Source organism: Rhodospirillum rubrum ATCC 11170 (assembly GCF_000013085.1).
Taxonomy (GTDB): domain Bacteria; phylum Pseudomonadota; class Alphaproteobacteria; order Rhodospirillales; family Rhodospirillaceae; genus Rhodospirillum; species Rhodospirillum rubrum.
In genome coordinates this window covers 4,193,923-4,214,699 of sequence record NC_007643.1, presented here as the reverse complement: position 1 = coordinate 4,214,699, position 20,777 = coordinate 4,193,923, and the positions used below count along the sequence as shown (strand labels likewise).

The 20,777-nt window shown below is 68.4% G+C and carries 14 protein-coding genes; 11 read left to right on the top strand and 3 right to left on the bottom strand.

Annotation, left to right across the window (positions count from 1 at the left end; all coding sequences use genetic code 11):
• Positions 1 to 21 precede the first annotated feature (21 nt).
• Complete coding sequence (locus RRU_RS18930) at positions 22 to 876, bottom strand: SDR family oxidoreductase (RefSeq protein WP_011391414.1); 855 nt, start codon at positions 874 to 876, stop codon at positions 22 to 24.
• Positions 877 to 1,054: 178 nt separating this feature from the next.
• On the opposite strand from RRU_RS18930, the gene RRU_RS18925 reads away from it, so the two are divergent.
• Positions 1,055 to 2,254: a cache domain-containing protein gene (locus RRU_RS18925; RefSeq protein ID WP_014626634.1), complete on the top strand. Its 1,200-nt coding sequence runs from the start codon at positions 1,055 to 1,057 to the stop codon at positions 2,252 to 2,254.
• On the opposite strand, the gene RRU_RS18920 is transcribed toward RRU_RS18925, so the two are convergent.
• Together RRU_RS18920 and RRU_RS18915 are read right to left on the bottom strand one after the other, a co-directional pair.
• Positions 2,245 to 3,927, bottom strand: coding sequence for a methyl-accepting chemotaxis protein (locus RRU_RS18920; RefSeq protein ID WP_014626633.1), 1,683 nt, complete (start codon positions 3,925 to 3,927; stop codon positions 2,245 to 2,247). The two genes, RRU_RS18925 and RRU_RS18920, sit on opposite strands and share 10 nt — an antisense overlap.
• Positions 3,928 to 4,093: 166 nt before the next feature.
• The gene (locus RRU_RS18915; RefSeq protein ID WP_011391411.1) at positions 4,094 to 4,786 is read right to left on the bottom strand and encodes an ABC transporter ATP-binding protein; all 693 of its coding nucleotides are present in this window, start codon (positions 4,784 to 4,786) and stop codon (positions 4,094 to 4,096) included.
• A 125-nt stretch (positions 4,787 to 4,911) separates the two neighbouring features.
• Here RRU_RS18915 and RRU_RS18910 point away from each other — a divergent pair, with 125 nt between their 5' ends.
• The 10 genes from RRU_RS18910 to RRU_RS18865 all read left to right on the top strand — a co-directional run bounded on the left by RRU_RS18910 (position 4,912) and on the right by RRU_RS18865 (position 20,761).
• The gene (locus tag RRU_RS18910; RefSeq protein ID WP_011391410.1) at positions 4,912 to 9,789 is read left to right on the top strand and encodes an NAD-glutamate dehydrogenase; all 4,878 of its coding nucleotides are present in this window, start codon (positions 4,912 to 4,914) and stop codon (positions 9,787 to 9,789) included.
• 4 nt (positions 9,790 to 9,793) lie between these two features.
• Positions 9,794 to 10,153, top strand: coding sequence for a hypothetical protein (locus RRU_RS18905; RefSeq protein ID WP_011391409.1), 360 nt, complete (start codon positions 9,794 to 9,796; stop codon positions 10,151 to 10,153).
• A gap of 20 nt (positions 10,154 to 10,173) precedes the next feature.
• Positions 10,174 to 11,454, top strand: a complete 1,281-nt coding sequence (locus tag RRU_RS18900; protein ID WP_011391408.1) for an MFS transporter — start codon at positions 10,174 to 10,176, stop codon at positions 11,452 to 11,454.
• Positions 11,455 to 11,529: 75 nt separating this feature from the next.
• Positions 11,530 to 12,846: an RsmB/NOP family class I SAM-dependent RNA methyltransferase gene (locus RRU_RS18895; protein WP_011391407.1), complete on the top strand. Its 1,317-nt coding sequence runs from the start codon at positions 11,530 to 11,532 to the stop codon at positions 12,844 to 12,846.
• Entirely contained in the window at positions 12,843 to 14,447 is a 1,605-nt protein-coding gene (locus tag RRU_RS18890) for a glycosyltransferase family 39 protein (protein ID WP_011391406.1), read from the top strand. The genes RRU_RS18895 and RRU_RS18890 overlap by 4 nt, the downstream gene beginning before the upstream one ends.
• A gap of 20 nt (positions 14,448 to 14,467) precedes the next feature.
• Entirely contained in the window at positions 14,468 to 15,604 is a 1,137-nt protein-coding gene (locus RRU_RS18885) for a glycosyltransferase family 4 protein (protein WP_237703806.1), read from the top strand.
• A gap of 61 nt (positions 15,605 to 15,665) precedes the next feature.
• Entirely contained in the window at positions 15,666 to 16,679 is a 1,014-nt protein-coding gene (locus RRU_RS18880) for an MraY family glycosyltransferase (protein WP_011391404.1), read from the top strand.
• 2 nt (positions 16,680 to 16,681) lie between these two features.
• Complete coding sequence (locus RRU_RS18875) at positions 16,682 to 18,640, top strand: polysaccharide biosynthesis protein (protein WP_011391403.1); 1,959 nt, start codon at positions 16,682 to 16,684, stop codon at positions 18,638 to 18,640.
• Positions 18,641 to 18,699: 59 nt separating this feature from the next.
• Entirely contained in the window at positions 18,700 to 20,280 is a 1,581-nt protein-coding gene (purH, locus tag RRU_RS18870; protein ID WP_011391402.1) for a bifunctional phosphoribosylaminoimidazolecarboxamide formyltransferase/IMP cyclohydrolase, read from the top strand.
• A gap of 157 nt (positions 20,281 to 20,437) precedes the next feature.
• Positions 20,438 to 20,761 (top strand): heavy metal-binding domain-containing protein, encoded by a 324-nt coding sequence (locus RRU_RS18865; protein ID WP_042440518.1) that lies wholly within the window; start codon positions 20,438 to 20,440, stop codon positions 20,759 to 20,761.
• Positions 20,762 to 20,777 lie beyond the last annotated feature (16 nt).

Below are 20,777 nucleotides of genomic sequence, written 5' to 3'. Positions count from 1 at the left end.
CCTTCCCCGCTCCATCTGCCCTCAAGACCCGATGATCGCCCCGCCATTGGGGTGGATCACCTGACCGCTGATATAGGAGGCGTCGTCGCTGGCCAGGAACACATAGGCCGGGGCGACCTCATTGGGCTGGCCGGCGCGGCCCATTGGCACCGAGGCGCCATGACTGGCGACGTGATCGGGGCTGAAGCTGGCCGGGATCAGCGGGGTCCAGATCGGCCCGGGGGCCACCGCGTTGACCCGGATGCCGCGATCGAGCAACGATTGCGACAGGCTGCGGGTGAGGGCGACGATCGCCCCCTTGGTGGCGCTGTAGTCGATCAGCGTGCGGTGGCCCTGATAGGCGGTGATCGAGGTGGTATTGATGATCGACCCGCCCTTGGGCAGGTGGGGAAGGGCGGCCTTGGCCAGATAGATGTAGCCGAAGACATTGGTGCGGAAGGTCTTTTCCAGTTGTCCGGCCGTCAGGTCGCTCAGGTCCTCGACCTCGTGTTGTTCGGCGGCGTTGTTGACCAGGATATCGAGAGCGCCGAAATTGCCGATCACTTGGGCGACCGCGTCGATGCAGATCGCCTCGTCGCCGACATCGCCCGGCATCACCAGACATTCGCGTCCCTCGGCCATCACCAAGCGCTCGGTTTCCCGGGCGTCGTCGTGTTCGTCGAGATAGAGCAGGGCGATCTTGGCGCCTTCGCGGGCGAAGGCGAGGGCGACGGCGCGGCCGATGCCGCTGTCGCCGCCCGAAATCAAGGCGACCTTGCCGGCCAGCCGGTCCGAACCGGGGTGGCGGGGCTGGCAGTCGGGTTGGGGCGTCATCTCCAGTTCATGACCGGGCTGGCTGTCTTGGTCCTGGGGCGGTTGTAGCACGTCATCGCTCATCGCGACCTCCAACGAAACGGGGGAAGGGGGGAGGGGCCGGTTTGGCGCCCGTCCCCCCTTGCAAACCCGGACCGCGCGGCGGGGTTCCCCGGCCGGTCCAACTGTGTCACCCTTGCCCCGACGTTTCCCGTAAGGGTCCGCGCGCCCAGTGGTCCCTTGTCCGATGAGCCCCGATGGTATGAGCCGTTCCCCCGACTCGCCCGATCCTCCCCATCATCTGTCGCCGATCCTGGTTCTTCTGGCGACCGTGGTCTTGGGCTTGGCCATCGCCGCCGCCCTGATCGGCGTTCAGCGCCATGGCGAGGCGAGGGCGCTGATCCTGGGCGCGGCGCGCACCCGGCTGGAAGGGGTGGACTCGGCGGTCGGCAAACGGGTTCAGGCGATGCTGGACGAGGCCCGCGGCGGGGCGTTGATGCTGACCAGCCTGCCAGCGCTGCGCCAGGAACCGCGCGGGGAAACCCATCCGGCCTTGCCGGCCCTGCATCGGCTGCTGGACGGCTCGCGCGAGTTGCAACGCGCCTTCGCCCTGTTTCCCAACGGCACCACCTTGCGGCTGATCCGCCTTGATCCCCGCCAACCCGCCGAAAGCAAGGCCCTGGGCGCCCCGGCGGAGGCGCATTGGGGGATCCATATCCGCATGCGCGACCGCGACAATCGCTTCTGGACCCTGTGGCGCTTCGAGGATGGGGAGGGGGCCATCATCGATGCCCGGCTGGAAGAGGGCGACGATCCGGCGACGAAGGACGATCCGGCCTGGATCGACTCGCTGCGGGCGACAAAGGGGATGGGGCCGCCGATCGTTCGCCGCTCGCCCCCCGACGACCTGCCGACCCTGACCGTGGCCGGCAGGATCAGGGGGGCGCCGCGCGCCGTCGCCGGGGTCGAGATCGCCATGCCCCGGCTGACCCGGCTGCTGGGCGCCCTGGCCCCCTCCCCTTCCGCCCGGTTGATGCTGGTCGCCAACGACGGTACCCCGCTCGCCAGCCATGCCGGCGGCGGGACGGCGCCCCCCCCAGAAGACGACGCCGTCCTCGGCGCGCTTGCCGCCCAGCTCGCCGCCAGCCAGGAGGCGCGATCCTTCGATCTGGACGTCGAGGGTCAGGAGTGGCTTGTCCGGCTATCGGCGCCGCTCGGCGCCACGGCGGGAATGCCCGGAACCCGCATCGCCATCGCCGTTCCGGCCGCCGAGGCGGTGGCGTCGCTGGTTTCGGCGACCCAGCGCGGCCTATGGCTGGCCGCGCCCTTCTTGGCCCTCGCCCTTTTGATCGGCCTGATCGCCGTCGCCTTGCGCCACCGGCAAAAGGCCAAGCTGGCGTCCCAATCGGCTGCCATACCCGCCGCCGAACCGGAAGCCGAGCCCCCGCCCCCTCACAGCTGACGCACGCCGCCGACGAAGCGGTCGATTTCGCCGCCAAGCTCGCCACTGACCGTTGTCAGGTCTCCCGAGGCGCGCAGCACATCGGCGGCGGCGCTATCGGTGGCCTTGGCGGTGCGGCTGACACCATCGACATTGGTCGTCACCTCGTCGGTATTGGTCGAGACCCTTTGAACGGTGCGGGCGATTTCGGCGGTGGCGGCGCTTTGCTCCTCGACCGCCGAGGCCACCGACATGACGATGCCGTTGATTTCGCCGATGGTCCCCGAGATTTCCTTGATGGCCTGGATGGTCTCGCGGGTCGCCTCTTGAATCCGGCCGATTTGCGCGCCGATTTCCTCGGTCGCCCGGGCGGTTTGATTGGCCAGGGTCTTGACCTCGCCGGCGACCACGGCGAAGCCCTTGCCGGCGTCACCGGCCCGTGCCGCCTCGATCGTGGCGTTGAGCGCCAGAAGATTGGTCTGGCTGGCGATGGCGTTGATCAGCGAGACGACTTCGCCGATGCGATCGGCGCCCTCGGCGAGGCGCCCCACCATCTTGTCGGTTTCGGCGGCGCGGGCCATGGCTTTTTGCGTCACCTCGCTTGATTGCTGAACCTTGCCGCTGATTTCGCTGATCGAGGCGCTGAGTTCCTCGGCCGCCGCCGCCACGGTTCTCACACCCATGCTGGCGCTGCCCACCGCGTCGCTGGCCGTCGCCGCCTGGGTATCGGTGGCGCGGGCCGCCTCGGACATGGCGCGCGCGGTGGTCTCCAGCCCCGAAGAAGACTCCGTCAACTTGCCGACCAGACCTCCGATGCGATCTTGAAAACCGCCGACCAGAGTTTCCAAGGCCGTCACCCGGCTTTCGCGGGCCGCCCTCTGGGTCGCCTCCTCGGCGGCCAGTCGATCAGCTTCGATCAATCCCGCCTTGAAGATTTCCACCGCCTTGGCCATCTGGCCGATCTCGTCGCCGCGATCGGTCTCGGGGATGGCGACCCCACGCCCCCCCGCCGATAGTTCACCCATCACCCCGGTCAGCAGGCGCACCGGCTGCACGATACCGCGCGTCAACTGCCAGCCCAGCAGAACGGCCAGAACCACCGAGACGACGCCGCCGACGATCATGGTGTTGCGCCCCAAAGCCAGGGCCTCCTCCATCTCGGCGGTCCGCTGCTTGAGCAAGGCCTCCTCGGCGCCGGCGATTTCCCCGCTCAGGCGGCGAATCGCGTCCATCGGCACCTTGCCCGCGCCGCTGGCTTCCAGGGCGCGGGCCGCCTCGATGGTCTCGGCGTTGTTCATCAGGGCGATTTCGCGCTCGGCGACCCGTGTCCGCCAAATCTCCGCCTGGGCGGCGATGTCATCGAAGCGACGCTGCTGCTCGGGATTATCCGCCGTCAGGGTCTTAGCCCGCTGCAAAAGCTCGCGGAAAACCGCCTGATTAGCGCGATAGGGCTCAAGGAAGGACTCTTCGCCGGAAATCAGGAAGCCGCGCACGCCGGTTTCCTGATCGATTTGCGACAACCGCATCTTTTCAACAGCGGTTTGAACCTCGCGGGTGTGGTTGGTCCAATTATTGGTTTGAACGACCGTGGCGAAGGTTCCCAAAGTCGCCCAGGCGACGATGATCGTACCGATGATCAACACCAAAAAAGCGCCGCGCAGGCGGATCGAGATCGACAGGTCTTTTATGCGCACCGCAGAGCATCCTTCCGTCACCGTCCATCCTTGAGTCCAGACCCCGGATGAATACCTAACGCTAGGGAGATATCCCTCCGGTTCTAGGATGTGTCGGTGAAGCTTGCGGAAAACAACCCGGGCCATGGTTCTTTGTCAAAAAACCCGCGCCAGCGTTCCTTCTCCGTCACACCGCGAGGTGACGGGTCTGAAGAGCGGACTCCTTGGCCAGATCGGCCATCGCCCCGCTCCACACCCCACGACCGCGATCGATCAGACAGGCGCGATCGGCGAGGCCGCGCGCCAGAGTCATGTTCTGTTCGCTCAGCAACAGGGCCACGCCTTCGGCCTTGATCGCCGCCACCGCCCGGCCGAGATCGGCGACCACCAGCGGCGCCAGCCCCTCGGAGGGCTCGTCGAGCAGCAACACCCGGGGATTGCCCGCCAGGGTGCGGGCAATGGTCAGCATCTGCTGCTCGCCCCCCGACAGCGTGCCCGCCCGCCGCGTCCACAGCTCGTCAAGCTTGGGAAACAGCGCTTTCAGCCGCGCCGTCGTCCACGGCCCGGCGGCGTTGCGGGTGCCGACGGCGATGTTTTCGGCGACGCTCAACCCGGCGAAGACCCGGCGATCCTCGGGAACCCAGCCCAGGCCGGCGCGGATGCGGGCATGGAGCGGCCAATCGATCAGCGACCGGCCGCCCAGGGCGATCTCGCCGGCGGTCACCCGCATCAACCCGAGGATGGCGCGCAGGATCGAGCTTTTGCCCGCGCCATTGCGTCCGAGCAGGGCCAGCCCCTCGCCCGCGCCCAGGCGCAGACTGACGCCAAACAGCGCCGGAACCGTGCCATGGCTCGCCTTCACATCGTGCAGTTCCAGCATTTCGCGCCCTTTCGCCTACCCGCCCCCTCGCCATGGGTGCGCTGCAAACATATGTAATTTCAAGGAACTTTGCCACCGCCTGTGCTATATCCAAGCTCACTTATCGGAAACTGGAGACATCCCCCATGGACCAGCAGGGCGACGCTCGGAAGGACGATTTGATTGACAAGGTGGTCGCTCTGGCGAACGACAGGCTGGACCCGGCCGCCGCAGAACCGGCGGCGCGCTTCATCCGCCTCTATCTCGCCAACGTCCCCCCCGACGACCTGCTTCCCCGCCCGGCCGAAGTGCTCTACGCCCAGGCGCTGTCGCTGTGGGCCTTCGCCCGCCGGCGAACCATCGGCCGGCCCAAGGTGCGCGTTTTCAATCCGACGCTGGAAGAACATGGCTGGCGCTGCGACCATACGGTGGTCGAGGTCATCAATGACGACATGCCCTTTTTGGTTGATTCCCTGACCGCCGAGCTGGGACGTCTCGATCTCGGCGTTCGTCTGGCCATCCACCCGATCATGCGCTTCGTGCGCGACGAGGACGGCCTATTGTCCGATGTCGGCCCGATGACCCATCCGACCGGCCTTGCCGAATCGGTGATGCATATCGAGGTGACCGAGCAATCCGATCCGGCCCGCCTGACCAGGGCCGCCCAGGGGGCCGAAGCGGTGCTGGCGGCGGTGCGGGCGGCGGTGGAAGACTGGCTGGCGATGCGCGAGACCTGCCGGACGATCGCCGGCGCGTTGGAGACCCTGCCCGTCGGTGACCAGCAGATGGCGCAAGACCTGGGCGAGGCGCGGGATTTCCTGCGTTGGCTGCAAGACGACCATTTCACCTTCCTCGGCTATCGCACCTATGCCTTCCCCCCCGGCCAGTCCACCGGGGTGGCCGTTCCCGAGCCGGGGCTTGGCATCTTGCGCTCACCCGAGGCCAAGGCCTTTGGCGAATTGCGCAATCTCGCCAGCTTGCCCGAGGAGGTGCGGGCCTTCGTCGACCAGCGTACGACGCTGATCATCACCAAAAGCAGCGAACGCGCCCGCGTCCACCGGCCGGTGGCGATGGACGCCATCGGCATCAAGGATTTCGACGAGGAGGGAACGCGGGTGATCGGCCTGCGGCTGTTCGTCGGCCTGTTCACCGCCGATGTCTACACCAGTTCCCCCTCGGTCGTGCCGATGCTGCGCACCAAGATCGAGCGGGTGGTCGGTCGCTCCGCCCTGCCGTCGCATAGTCACGACGGCAAGAAGCTGATGAACATCCTGGAGAACCTGCCGCGCGACGAGTTGTTCCAGATGAGCGAGGATCAGCTTCTGGCCACCGCGCTGGGCATCTTGCATCTGCAAGAACGTCAGCGCACCGCCCTGTTCCTGCGCCAGGACGAGTTCCAGCGCTTCATCTCGTGTCTGGTCTTCGTGCCGCGCGATCGCCACGACACGGCGCTGCGGCTGGCCATTCAGGATATCCTCGAACGCGCCCTGAACGGCAGGGTCGACTCGTTCTCCACCCTGGTTTCCGACGCGCCGCTGGCGCGCATTCATTTCATCGTCGGCACCACCCCGGGCCAGTTGCCCCAGTATGAATCGAGCGAAATCGAGCGGCGGGTGGCCGAGGCGGCGCGCAGTTGGTCGGACCACCTGCACGACGCCCTGGTCGCCGCGCGCGGCGAGGAAACCGGGCTGCGCCAGTTCACCCGCTATGCCAAGGCCTTCCCCGCCGGCTACCGCGAGCGGGTGACCGCCGTTCAGGCCGTGGGCGATATCGCCCGCATCGACGAGGCCCTGGGCGAGAGCGGCTTCGCCATGACGCTCTACCGTTCGATCGAGGACGCCGACCACGAGGTGCGCTTCAAGGTCTTCACTCCGGGCAAGGCGCTGCCCTTGTCGGACGTGCTGCCGATGCTTGAGAACATGGGCTTCAAGGTCATGGGCGAGGTGCCCTTCAAGGTCCGCCCCCAGGGTGAGAGCGGACCCCAGGCGGCGTGGGTCCATGATTTCCTGATGACGCTACGCGGCGGCGGCGGGCTGGACATCGGCAAGGTCCGCCAGTCGTTCCAAGACAGCTTCGCCCGGCTGTGGCGCGGCGACATCGAGAACGACGGCTTCAACAAGCTGGTGGTTCTGGCCGGCCTGACCTGGCGTCAGGTGGTGATCTTGCGCGCCTATTCGCGCTTCCTGCGTCAGGCCGCCTTCCCGTCGAGCCAAGCCGCCATCGAGGAGACGATGGCCGCCCATCCCGATATCGCCGCCCTGCTTGTCGCCTTGTTCGAGGCCCGCTTCGATCCCGACAGCCCCAACGGCGCGGCGCGGGCGAGCGGCGACGCCACCGTGGACCGCGCACCCGAAGAGGCGAGGATCGTCGAGGCGATCCGTCAGGCCCTCGATGGGGTGGACAGCCCCGACGAGGACCGCATTTTACGACGATACCTCAACCTCGTGACCTCGAGCCTGCGCACCAATCACTACCAGCTTGGCGCCGACGGGGCCGCCAAGCCCTATCTGTCGATCAAGCTCGACAGCCGCGCCATCGATGAGCTGCCGGCGCCGCGCCCCTGGGTCGAGGTTTTCGTCTATAGTCCGCGCGTCGAGGCCATCCATTTGCGCGGCGGCAAGGTGGCGCGCGGCGGCATCCGCTGGTCGGACCGCCGCGAGGATTTCCGCACCGAGGTCCTGGGGCTGATGAAGGCCCAGATGGTCAAGAACGCGGTGATCGTTCCCGTTGGCTCCAAGGGCGGCTTCGTCGTCAAGAAGCCGCCGGTCGACGCCGGCCGCGAGGCCCTGCTGGCCGAGGGCATCGCCTGCTATAAGATCCTGATGGCCGGGCTGCTTGACCTGACCGACAATCTGGATGGCGACCACGTGGTGCCGCCGCCCCGCGTCGTCCGCCACGATGGCGACGATCCCTATCTGGTGGTCGCCGCCGACAAGGGAACCGCCACCTTCTCCGATATCGCCAATGGCGTTTCGGCCGATTACGGCTTCTGGCTGTCTGACGCCTTCGCCTCGGGCGGCTCCAACGGCTATGACCACAAGGCCATGGGCATCACGGCGCGCGGCGCCTGGGAGGCGGTCAAGCGCCACTTCCGCGAACAGGGCCGCGACATCCAAAGCGAGCCAACGACGGTGATCGGCGTTGGCGACATGAGCGGCGATGTGTTCGGCAACGCCTTGCAGCTTTCCCCCGCCCTGCGCCTGATCGGCGCCTTCAACCATCAGCACATCTTCGTCGATCCGGCGCCCGATCCGGCGGTCGCCTTCGCCGAACGCGAGCGGCTGTTCCGCCTGCCGCGCTCGGCCTGGAGCGATTACGACGCGAGCAAGCTTTCCGCCGGCGGGGCGATCTATGAGCGCCGGGCCAAGCAGATCACCCTGACCCCGGAAATCCGCGCCCTCTTCGGCTTCACCCGCGATCGGGTGACGCCGACCGAACTGATCCGCGCCCTGCTGACCGCCGAGGTCGATCTTTTGTGGTTCGGCGGCATCGGCACCTACATCAAGGCGCGCGGCGAGACCGATATCCAGGTCGGCGACCGCGCCAATGACGCGCTGCGCGTCGATGGCGCCGATATCCGGGCCAAAGTGGTGGGAGAAGGCGCCAATCTGGGCGTCACCCAGCGCGGGCGCATCGAATACGCCCTGAAAGGCGGGCGAATCAACACCGACGCCATCGATAATTCGGCCGGGGTCGATTGCTCCGATCACGAGGTCAATATCAAGATCCTGCTCGACGGCGTGCTACGCGCCGGCGATATGACGGCCAAGCAACGCAACGCCCTGCTCGGCGCCATGACCGACGACGTCGCCGCCCTGGTGCTGCGCCACAACACCTTGCAGACCCAGGCGATCAGCCTGACCGTCGCCCAAGACAGCGAGGTGCTTGATCACCAGGGCCGCTTCATGCGCCTGCTCGAGCGGGCCGGCCGCCTGGACCGCGCCCTGGAATTCCTGCCCGACGACGACACCCTGGCCGAACGCGCCGCCCAGGGGCGCGGCCTGACCCGGCCCGAGGTGGCGGTGCTGATGCCCTATGCCAAGCTGTGGCTGTTTGACGAGATCGTCGACAGCGACCTGCCCGACGATCCCGCCCTTCAGGGCGATCTGGTGCGCTACTTCCCCGCCGTCCTCGGCGAACGCTTCCCCGAGGCCCTGCAGAACCACCGCCTGAAACGCGAGATCATCGCCACCGTCGCCACCAATTCGATGATCAATCGCGTTGGCGGCACCTTCGTCACCCAGATGATCGAGCGCACCGGCATGAACCCGTCGGATGTGGCGCGGGCCTATATCGTCACCCGCGACGCCTATGGCCTGCGCGGCCTGTGGGCGGCGATCGAGGCGCTTGATGGCAAAGTGCCGGCGGCCGTTCAGCTGACCCTGCTCAAGGACATCAACCGGCTGATCGCCCATTCGACGCTGTGGCTGCTGCGCAATGGCGTCTGGCCGCTCGATCTGGCCGCCGCCGGGGCGCCTTTGGCCGAAGCCGCCGGCGTGCTGGCCGACCATTTGCCCGATATCCTGGCCGAGGATCAGCGTCCGATCGCCGATCAGCGCATCGCCACCCTGGTCGAAGCCGGGGTTCCGATCGCCCTCGCCCGCGTCGTCGCCGGGGTCGATGGTCTGGCCGCGGCCAATGATATCGCCCGCATCGCCAGCTTGCGGTCCTTGCCGATCGACCGGGTCGCCGCCCTTTATTTCCGCGTCGGCGCCGAATTCGGCATGGCCTGGATGCGCGGCAAGGCCGAAGAGCTCGACCACGGCAGCCACTGGACCAAGCTCGCGGTTTCGGCCATCGTGGAGGACCTGTTCGTCCAGCAACGCCATCTGGCCCTGGCCGCCCTGGATTGCTCCGGCGAGGTCGATGATCCGGCCGGGGCGGTGGCCTGCTGGAAGGGCACCAATCCCAAGGTGGTCGAGCGCACCGCCCAGCTTCTGTCTGAACTGCGGGGCGCGCCGAGTGTTGATCTGGCGATGTTGACCGTGGCCGCGCGGCAATTCCGCGCCCTTTCCGGACTATGACCCGATGCAGATGAAACGCAACCCGCAGAAACTGAACCCTTTGCAGCTCAAAACCCTGGCCCTGTTCCAGGCTTTGGCCGAGGATTCGGGACGAGCCACCCCCGATGGCGAAACCGGCGAGGTGACGATCGGCTCGCTGCCCCACGCCCATGGCGACCACATGCACGTCGGGTCCTATATGATGAGCACGGCGGATGCGACGGGGATGACCAACCCCGCCGTCTGGGCGGCGCTCGAGCGCAAGGGCCTGATCAAGGGCGCCTATCCGGCGGCCCTGACCCTGACCCCCTCGGGCCTGACCTATGAGACCGGCGTGCGCGACAAGGTGCTGCACAACGCCGCCCACGGCGCCGAGTCCCATTGACGACAGCCCGACCGCGGCCCGTGACCGGGGGCGCCGCCGCTGCGCCGCCCGGTCGCGGCGCGGCTTTTTCGTGGTGCCTGTTCGATTTCGCCAATTCGGGCTATCCCACCGTCGTCGCCACCTTCGTTTTTTCGGCCTATGTGACCAAGGCGGTGGCGGCGACGCCCGAAGCGGGAACGGCGGCCTGGGGTTATGCCATGGGCGCTTCGGGGCTGCTGATCGCCCTGCTCGCCCCGATCTTCGGCGCCGTGGCCGACCACAGCGGCCGGCGCAAGCCTTGGCTTGGCCTGTTCAGTCTGCTGTGCGTCGCCTCCACCGCCTTGATGTGGACGATCCGCCCCGACCCGGCCTTCCTGTTGGCCGCCCTGGTGCTGGCGGCGCTGTCGAACGCCGCCTTCGAGATCGGCGGCGTCTTCTACAACGCCATGTTGCCCGATGTGACGACGCCCGAGCGCATGGGCCGCCTTTCGGGCTGGGCCTGGGGGTTGGGCTATGCCGGCGGGCTGGCCTGTCTGGTCATCGCCCTGCTCGCCCTGGTTCAGGCCGATCCGCCGCCCTTCGGCCTGGACAAGGCCGCCGCCGAGCCGGTGCGCGCCACCCTGGTGCTGGTCGCCCTGTGGTTCGTGGTTTTCGGCTGGCCGCTGTTCGCCTTCGTGCCCGAGCGGCCGACCGGGCGGGTTCTGGCCTTGGGCGCGGCGGCGCGCGGGGCGATTGACAGCCTGAAGGGCCTGCCGGCGCTGTTTCGCGGCGATCCCCGGCTGGGCTGGTTTCTGCTGGCGCGCATGCTCTACACCGAAGGGCTGAACACCCTGTTCGCCTTTGGCGGCATCTATGCCGCCGGCACCTTCGACATGGGCTTTGATCAGATCATCGTGTTTGGCATCGGGCTGAACATCACCGCCGGGCTGGGGGCCTTCGCCTTTGGCTGGATCGACGACTGGCTGGGCTCGCCGCGCACCATCGTTGTCGGCCTGATCGGCCTGATCGGTTTTTGCGTCGCCGTTCTTCTGGTCGAAGACACCGCATGGTTCGTCGGTCTGGCTTTGACCATGGGGATTTTCTTCGGCCCGGTGCAGGCAGCCAGCCGCACCCATATCGCCCGCGTCGCCCCGCCCGACAGGCGCGGCGAATTATTCGGGCTTTTCGCCCTGACCGGCAAGATCAGCGCCTTCGCCGGACCGCTGGCCGTCGGTCTGGCGACCGATCTAAGCGGCAGTCAGCGCCTCGGCATGGCCACCGTGGTGGTTTTCCTGGTCGCCGGCCTCGGCCTGCTGGTCAAGACCCGCGCCCCCCGGGGCTGACCCCGGCCCTTTCCCCCCGTCCTTTCCCGCCCATTTCCATTGCCTACCCCCGAAGGGCGGCGTACAAACCGCCCCATGAAGGATACCGCCACCGCCACGCGGGCCGCCGCGCTCGACCTCCTCTCGGCCGTTCTCGATCACGGCCGGCCCCTGGACGACGTTTTCGACGCGGCGACGCGCAAGCTGGAGCCGCGCGACCGGGCCTTCGCCCGCCTGCTCGCCGCCACCACGCTGCGACGGATGGGTCGCCTGGAAAAGGTCATCAAGACTTTCCTCGACCGGCCGCTGCCGCGCCGGGCGGTCGGCGCCAAGCATATCCTGCGCCTGGGCGCCGCCCAGATGCTGTTCCTTGACACGCCCCCCCATGCCGCCGTCGCCACCTCGGTCGATGTCGCCCGCGTGCGCCGGCTCGCCCCCTATGCCGGGCTGATCAACGCGGTTTTGCGCAAGGTCGCCGATCACGGCGCCGCCCGGCTGGCCGGCTTTGACGATCCCTTGGCCGATCTGCCGCGCTGGCTGGGTCAAAGCTGGATCGCCGCCTATGGGGCCGAGACGGCGGCCCGTCTGGCCGAGGCCTGCGGCCGCGAGGCGCCCCTTGATCTGACGCCGCGCGACGGCGATGGCGGGGCGTTGGCCGAGCTGGTCGGCGGGCTGGCCCTGCCCGGCGGTTCGGTCCGCCTGCCCACCGCCACCGCCGTGCGCGAGTTGGCGGGCTTCACCGAGGGCCAATGGTGGGTGCAAGACGCCGCCGCCGCCCTGCCGGTGCTGCTGGCCGGGGTGCCGCTCAAGGGCGCCCGCGTCGTTGATTTCTGCGCCGCCCCCGGTGGCAAGACCCTTCAACTGGCCGCCGCCGGCGCCCAAGTCTGGGCGGTCGACCGCTCGGCGACCCGCCTCGCCCGCCTGCGCGAGAACCTGGAACGCACCGGCCTGGGCGACGCGGTGAACGTGGTCGAGGGCGACGCCCTGACCTTCACCCTTACGGACGGCCAGCAAGCCGATGTGGTGTTGGTCGATGCGCCCTGCACGGCCACCGGCACCTTCCGCCGCCATCCCGACGCGCCCTGGCTCAAGCGGCCGGGCGACGCCGCGGCGCTGGCCGCCCTTCAGGACTCGCTGCTTGACGCCGCCGTGCGGCTGGTACGTCCGGGCGGCGTGATCGTTTACTGCGTCTGCTCGCTTCAACCCGAGGAGGCCGCCCCGCGCATCGAAGCCCTGCTCGCCCGCAGCCCCGAGATCAGCCGCAAGCCGATCACCGCCGGCGAAGGCGGGGTGAGCGACGAGATGATCACCGCCGAGGGCGATGTCCGGCTGTTTCCCTTTCACCTCGACGCCGTGGGCGGCCTTGATGGCTTCTTCATCGCCCGGCTGGTTCGCGGGGACGCGCCGCGGTGAGCCGCCGCCGTCGCGGGCCCGGGTTTACCGGCGCGCTGGCGCGTCCGGCTTTGGCCGTCGACAGGGGGCTGCTTGGCCATCCCTGGCGGCTGCTGGTCTTGCTTGGGGTCTATCTGGCGCTCATCGCCGCTTTCCAGGCGGTCTTTTGGACCGGCGGACGCAACGATGACGCCGAACTGCTGCTCCACGGCCAGACCCTGGCCCTGGTCTATGACGCGCTGAACCCGCCGCTGATGGGGTGGCTGGCCTGGGCCGCCGAAACGCTGTTTGGTCCGAGTCTGGCCAGCCTGCGCGGGCTGATCGCCGTCATCGTGCTGCTGGCCTATGGCGCGACGCTGCTGGTCGCCCGCCAGATCACCGCCGATCCCCGGGTTCAGGCCCTGTGCCTGCTGGCCCCGGCCACCTTGCTGCACACGGCGTTTTACGTGTTCATCAACCTCAGCCATAGCCTGCTGCTGCTGCTGGTGGCGATCGCTACGGTCTGGGCCGCGCTGGAAACCGCAAGACAGCCGACGGCGCGGCGCTATCTGGTACTGGGCGGCATCGTCGGCCTGGGGCTTCTGACCAAATACAACTACGCCCTGGTGCTGGTCGCGGTGATCGGCGCCGGACTGATGGTCGAACCGACGCGCCGCGCCCTGCTTGACCGCCGCCTGCTGCTTAGCGCCCTGGCCGCCCTGGCGGTGGCCGGGCCGGCGACCGCCGCCCATTTCCTTGATCCCCAGGGGTTCCTCGCCCTCTACCGCGCCAAGATGGGGGTGGAGACGCCGACCCTTTGGATAAGCGGCGTGCTGTCGGGTTTCGGCGGATTGGCCCAGCACGGCTTTGACATGCTGATGCCCGGCGCCGTCCTCGCCCTGATGGTGTTCCACCGCCGTTTCGTCAGACGGTCGGGCCCCACCCTGGCGGCGCAAACGCCCGAGCGCTGGCCGCTGGCCTTCGCCGCGCTGTGCCCGCTGCTGTATGTCGGGCTGTTCGCCGCTCTCGTGCTGCTTGGCCTCGCCACCCGCATCGATGCCCATCACCTGTTCTTCCTGGCCTTCGCCCTGGTGCCGTTGATCGCTTGGCTGGCCGATTCGCCCCAAGTCGGCGGCGGCGCGCGCGGGCTGTTCGGCCTGATCGCCCTGGGGCTTTGCGTCGTCAGCGCCCTGGCTTTGGGCCAGTTCACCTGGAAGACGGCGACGACCTGCACCGGCAAATGCGGCATCGTCCTGCCCTATGAGACCTGGGCCAAGGATCTGAAGGCGGCCGGCTTCACCCGGGGCACGGTGCTTCAGCTCAGCCCGGTCCATAGCCTGCCGCTGGTCAATCTGCGGCCGTGGCTGGCCGATAGCCGCTTCTTGCGGCCGCTCGACGCCCAGGCCGGCGGCTTCGTGCCGCCCCTTCACAGCGAGGGCGGCGACTGCCTGATCCTGGACGCGGCCGATGCCCCCAGCCTTGCCGATCCGGGCGCCTTGTTCGCCCGCCTGGGGCTGCCGGCCGCCGCCCCAGAGGGCTGGCACGGCGGCCGACTGGAGGGCGCCACCCTTGCCCTGTCGGGCCGCCCGGCCCCGCCTTTGGGCTATTTGCTGATCCCCGGTGGCCTGGGATCGTGTCGTTGATCAATGAGCCGTTGCCCGCCATGACATCCCATCCGCGTAAGGTTTTGTTCCTGGTCACCGAAGACTGGGCCTTCTGGCGTCACCGTCTGCCGATGGCGCGCGCCGCCCGCGACGCCGGGTTCGCCGTGACCGTCGCCTGCCGGGTGAACGCCCACCGCGACCGCATCGAGGCCGAGGGCTTTCGCGTCGTCGCCCTGCCGTGGAACCGCCGGGGGGTCAATCCTCTCACCGAAATCGCCCTGCTGTGGAAAGTGATCGCCCTGCTGCGCGCCGAACGGCCGGCCCTGATCCACAATGTGGCGATCAAGCCGGCCATTCATGGCGCGTTGGCCGCCGGTTTCGCCGGCTCTCCGCCGGTGGTGACGACGGTGGCCGGCATGGGCTGGGTCTATGCCTCGGAAAGCCTCAAGGCCCGGCTGATCCGCCCGGTGGTCACCGCCCTGTTCCGCCTGCTGCTCAATCGCCCGGAACGCCGGCTGATCGTGCAAAACCCCGATGACCAAGCCTTTTTCGTCGATAAATCCATCGTCCAGGCCGATCGCATCGTGCTGATCGAAGGATCGGGCGTCGATACCGAGCAGTTCGTTCCCGCCCCCGAACCCGCCGGCCGCCCCAGCTTTTTCTATGTCGGGCGCATGCTGCGCGACAAGGGACTGGCCGATCTGATCGCCGCCACCCGCCTGCTGCGCGACCGCTCGATTCCGCTGCGCGTCGTGCTGGTCGGCGAGCCCGATCCCGGCAATCCGGCCAGCCTCAGCGCCGATGATCTGCGCGCCTGGGAAGCCGCCGGTCTGGTGGAATGGTGGGGACATCGCGACGACGTGGCGGCGGTCTGGCGCGAGGCCCATGTGGCCGTTCTGCCCACCCTTTACCGCGAGGGCGTGCCCAAGGCGCTGCTCGAGGCCGGGGCCACCGGCCGGCCGTCGATCGCCACCGATATGCCGGGCTGCCGCGATCTGGTGGTCGATGGCCAGACCGGCCTGCTGGTTCCCCCCGGCGACGCCGGCGCCCTGGCGGCGGCGATGCTGGCCCTGGCCGAGGATCCGCCGCGGCGGGTCGCCCTGGGCGCCGCGGCGCGCGAGCGGGTGGTCGCCCGCTTCTCCTCGCGCGTCGTCGGTCGGCAGACGGCGGCGGTCTATCGCGCCCTGTTGCCTTGACCGTTGCCCCGACCGGCGTTCCGGGCCTATACCCCTGGCGATGGACAATGGCATGGCATGGATGGTCGGGCTGGCGCTGCTGGCGGTCCCGTTAAGCGCGGTGGCCACCGGTTGGCTGCGCCGTGTTCTGCAGGCCCGCAAGGTTCTTGACACCCCCAACGCCCGCTCCAGCCATTCCGTGCCGACGCCGCGCGGCGGCGGGCTGGCGGTTCTCGCCGTCGCGCTGGCGCTCTGCGCTGTTGGCTGGCTGGCCGGCGCGCCGGTCGGCTGGCGGCCCTGGGCGCTGCTCGCCGGAGCCATCGTCCTCGCCGCCCTGTCCTTCGCCGATGACCTGGGCGGACTGGGGGCGGGCAAACGCTTCGCCGTTCAGGCGCTGTGCGTCGGCCTGGGGCTAGCCGCCCTCCCGGCCGGCGCGCTTGGCCTGGGTGGGCTGCTGCCCGAGGTCCTTGGCGGGCCGCTGGTCTTCCTGGGCTGGCTATGGTTCGTCAATCTCTATAATTTCATGGATGGCATCGACGGGCTGACCGGGGTGGAAACCCTCTCGTTGGGCCTGGGAACGGCTTTGGTCGCCGGCTCTGCCGGGATGGCGATGGACCAGATGATGGCCGGGCCGATCCTGGCCGGGGCGGCGCTCGGCTTTTTGTGGTGGAACTGGCATCCGGCGCGCATCTTCCTCGGCGATGTCGGCAGCGTGCCGCTGGGCTATCTGCTCGGCGCCCTGCTGGCGGCTTTGGCGGCCGAGGGCCATTTGGCGGCGGCGCTGCTGCTACCGGGCTATTATCTGGCCGACGCCACCTTGACCCTTGGCCGGCGGGCGCTGCGCGGGGCCAAGGTGTGGCAGGCCCACCGCGAGCATTTCTACCAGCGCGCCACCCAGGGCGGCTGGCCCCACGACCGGGTCAGCCTGTGGGTCGGCGGCTTGAACGGCGTTCTGGCCGGTCTTGCCCTGTGGTCGACCTTTGATGGCTATGCCCTGCCGGCCCTGGCCGCGGGCATCGTGGCGATCGCCCTGGTGCTGGGAACCTTCGCCCGCGCCGGACGCGGCCGGACGCAAGCAAGGGAATACGAGGCGTGAGAATGCGGTCGCTGTTTACCCCGATGCCGCCCCGGGCGCGCATCGTCTTCGCCCACGACGTGGTGATGGCGGCGCTGTCCTTCGTGATCTCGCTGTATCTGCGCCTGGGTGACGGCCTGATCCGCTATGTGCCGCTACCCGATCTGGGGCGCGAGGCCGCCCTGTTCGCCGCTTGCGCGGCGGTCGCCTTTTACACCCAGCGCATGTATGTGGGCATCTGGCGCTATGCCTCGGTCGATGACCTGATCGCCCTGTTGCGCGGCGCCACCCTGACCCTGGTGCTGTTCCTGCCCGCCGCCTTTCTCATCACCCGCATGGAATACGTGCCCCGGTCGGTGCTGGTCATCAATTGGGTGGTGCTGATGGCCCTGCTGGGCGGCCCGCGCTTTTTGTACCGGCTGTTCAAGGACCGCAAATTCCAGCTGCGGCGCGCCCGCTCGCGCTCGGCGATCCCGGTCTTGCTGGTCGGGGCCGGTGACGGCTGCGAGATGTTCTTGCGCTCGGTCGCCCGCGAGACCGACAGCCCCTATCTGCCCGTCGGCATCCTGTCCGAGCAGGAAACCCGAGTCGGGCGCAATCTGCGCGGCGTCGAGGTTCTGGGCACCTTGGATCGTCTGGCCGAGATCGTCGTCCGGCTTGAACGCTGGGGCGAGCGGCCGCGCAAGCTGATCTTGACCTCCGAGACCCTCGATCCCGCCCAGGTGCGCGGCCTGCTTGACGCCTGCGACGCCTTGGGGCTGTCGCTGGCCCGGTTGCCCCGGCTGATGGAGCTGCGCGACGGCGGCGCCGATAGCCTGGAGGTGCGCCCGGTGGCCATCGAGGATCTGCTGGGCCGGCCCCAGGCCGTGCTTGACCGCGCCCCCGTCGTCGCCCTGGTCGGCGGTCGCCGGGTGCTGGTCACCGGCGCCGGCGGCTCGATCGGCTCGGAGCTGGTGCGCCAGATCGCCGCCCTCGACCCGGCCCGCCTGATCCTGGCCGACAGCAGCGAATTTGCCCTCTACACCATCGATATGGAGATCAACGAGCGCTATCCGACGCTGTCGCGCCGGCCGGTGATCGCCGATGTCCGCGATGGCGACCGCGTCGATCGGGTGATGGCCGAGGAAAAGCCCGAGCTGGTGTTCCACGCCGCCGCCCTCAAGCATGTGCCGATGGTCGAATTCAATCCGCTTGAGGGCCTGCGCACCAATGCCCTGGGCACGCGCACGGTGGCCGAGGCCTGCCGCCGTCACGGCGTTGGCACCATGGTGCTGATCTCGACCGACAAGGCGGTCAACCCGACCAATGTGATGGGCGCCTCCAAGCGCATGGCCGAAAGCTGGTGTCAGGCCCTTGACCTCGCCGAGCGAACGAGCGCGGCGGCCACCCATTTCGTCACCGTGCGCTTTGGCAATGTGCTGGGATCGACCGGCTCGGTGGTGCCCTTGTTCCAGCGCCAATTGGCCGCCGGCGGTCCGCTGACCGTGACCCATCCCGAAATCACCCGCTTCTTCATGACCATCCGCGAAGCCGTGGAGCTGGTCTTGCAGGCCGCCGCCCTGGGGTCGCGCGAGGAAAGCTATCGCGGCTCGCTGTTCGTGCTGGATATGGGCGAGCCGGTGAAGATCGCCGATCTCGCCCGCCAGATGATCCGTCTGGCTGGCCTCAAGCCCGAGGTCGATGTCCAGATCGCCTATACGGGCCTGCGTCCGGGCGAGAAGCTGTTCGAAGAGATCTTCCACGGCAAGGAAACCTCGCTGCCCACGCCGACCGACGGCGTGTTGGTGGCCGCGCCGCGCGTGCCCGATCCGGTGTTCCTGGGCATCCAGTTCGACGCCCTGGCCAGGGCCTGCGCGGCGGGCGACGAGGCGCAGGCCCGCGCCGTGATCGCCGCCCTGGTCCCCGAATTCCACAATCCCCCGGCCGAGACCACGCCCCAACCCTTTGAGGGCGAGTGCGCCCAGGCGCGCGCCGTGCTATAGCCAGACTCAGCGATCTCCCCGCCGACCAAGCCTTTCCGCCTCCGCCAAGGATCCCGACCGTGCTCCATTCCCTGCCCATCCGCCGCGCCCTGATCAGCGTTTCCGACAAGGGCGGGCTTGTGCCCTTCGCCCGTTTCCTCGCCGATCACGACATCGAGATCTTGTCGACCGGAGGCAGCGCCAAGGCGCTGGCCGATGCCGGCATTCCGGTGACCGAGGTCGCCGATTTCACCGGTTTCCCGGAAATGCTCGATGGCCGGGTCAAGACCCTGCATCCGAAGATCCACGGCGGCATCCTGGGCATCCGCGACAATCCCGAGCACCAGCGGGCGATGGCCGCCCATGAGATCTTGCCGATCGATCTGGTGGTGGTGAACCTCTATCCCTTCGAAGCCACGGTGGCCAAGGGCGCCGCCTTCGAGGACTGCGTCGAGAACATCGACATCGGTGGGCCGGCCCTGATCCGCGCCGCCGCCAAGAACCACGAGGCGGTCACCGTCGTCGTCGATCCCGAGGATTACCAGCCGGTGATGGACGCCATGACCGCCGAGGGCGGCGCCACCACGCTGGAGCTGCGGCGCAAGCTGGCTTCGGCCGCCTTCGCCCGCTGCGGCGCCTATGACGGCGCCATCAGCCGCTGGTTCCAGGGGCAGGTCGGCGACGAGACTCCGCGTCATATCGTTTTCGCCGGCCGCCTGCGCCAGACCCTGCGCTATGGCGAGAACCCCCATCAGAAGGCGGCGTTCTATGGTCACGGCATCGCCCGCCCGGGGGTGGCCAGCGCCGAGCAGCTTCAGGGCAAGGAGCTGAGCTACAACAACATCAATGATACCGACGCCGCCTTTGATCTGGTCTGCGAATTCGCCGAGCCGGCGGTGGCGATCATCAAGCACGCCAACCCCTGCGGCGTCGCCCAGGGCGCCAGCGTCGTCGAAGCCTATAAGGCCGCCCTCGCCTGCGATCCGGTCAGCGCCTTTGGCGGCATCGTCGCCCTCAACCGGCCGATCGATCGCGACTCGGCGGTGGAAATCACCAAGATCTTCACCGAGGTGGTCATCGCCCCCGATGCCGACGCCGAGGCGCGGGCGATTTTCGCGGCCAAGAAAAACCTGCGCCTGCTGCTGACCGGCGTGGTCGCCGATACCACGGCGCCCGGGCTGACCGTGCGCTCGGTCGCCGGCGGCATGCTGGTCCAGGACCGCGACGCCGCCGATCTGCTGTCGGCCGATCTCAAGGTGGTCAGCAAGCGCACGCCGACCGAACGCGAACTGGCCGACATGCTGATCGCCTTCAAGGTCTGCAAGCACGTCAAATCCAACGCCATCGTCTATGTCAAGGATGGCGCCACGGTGGGCATCGGCGCCGGCCAGATGAGCCGGGTCGACAGCGCCCGCATCGCCTCGTGGAAGGCCGATGAGGCCGCCGAGGCGGCCGGGCTCGCCCAATCGCCGACCCAGGGGTCGGTCGTCGCCTCCGACGCCTTCTTCCCCTTCGCCGATGGCCTGCTGGCCGCGGCCAAGGCCGGGGCAACGGCGGTGATCCAGCCCGGCGGCAGCATGCGCGACGACGAGGTCATCAAAGCCGCCGACGAGGCCGGCTTGGCGATGGTCTTCACCGGTTTGCGCCACTTCCGCCATTAGGCCCGTGTGCGGGAACCATAGTCCCCGCACACTGGCCTAACCTAGTGATATCGAAGCAAATCGTCGTCACAGTCTGGTCCAGACTGCTCGGGATTTGCTTTAAGGGCGGTCATCCTCGGCCGTTCCATCCAACCAGGAGAGCGCCATGGCGAGCGACATGATCATCACCACCACGCCGACGATCGAGGGCTATGCGATCGTCGGGTACCTGGGCATCGTCTCGGGCGAGGCGATCATGGGCACCAATTTCATCAAGGACTTCTTCGGATCGGTCCGCGATGTGGTTGGCGGCCGCTCGGCCACCTATGAGCGCGATTTCGCCAGCGCCAAGGAAGACGCCCTGGCCGAGCTGGAAAAACGCGCCCTTAAGCTTGGCGCCGACGCCGTGGTCGGCGTCGATCTCGACTATCAGGTTCTGGGCGGCGACGAGAAAATGATGCTGATGGTCGCGGCCAACGGCACCGCCGTAAAGATCCGCTAAGGCAAATCCCGAGCAC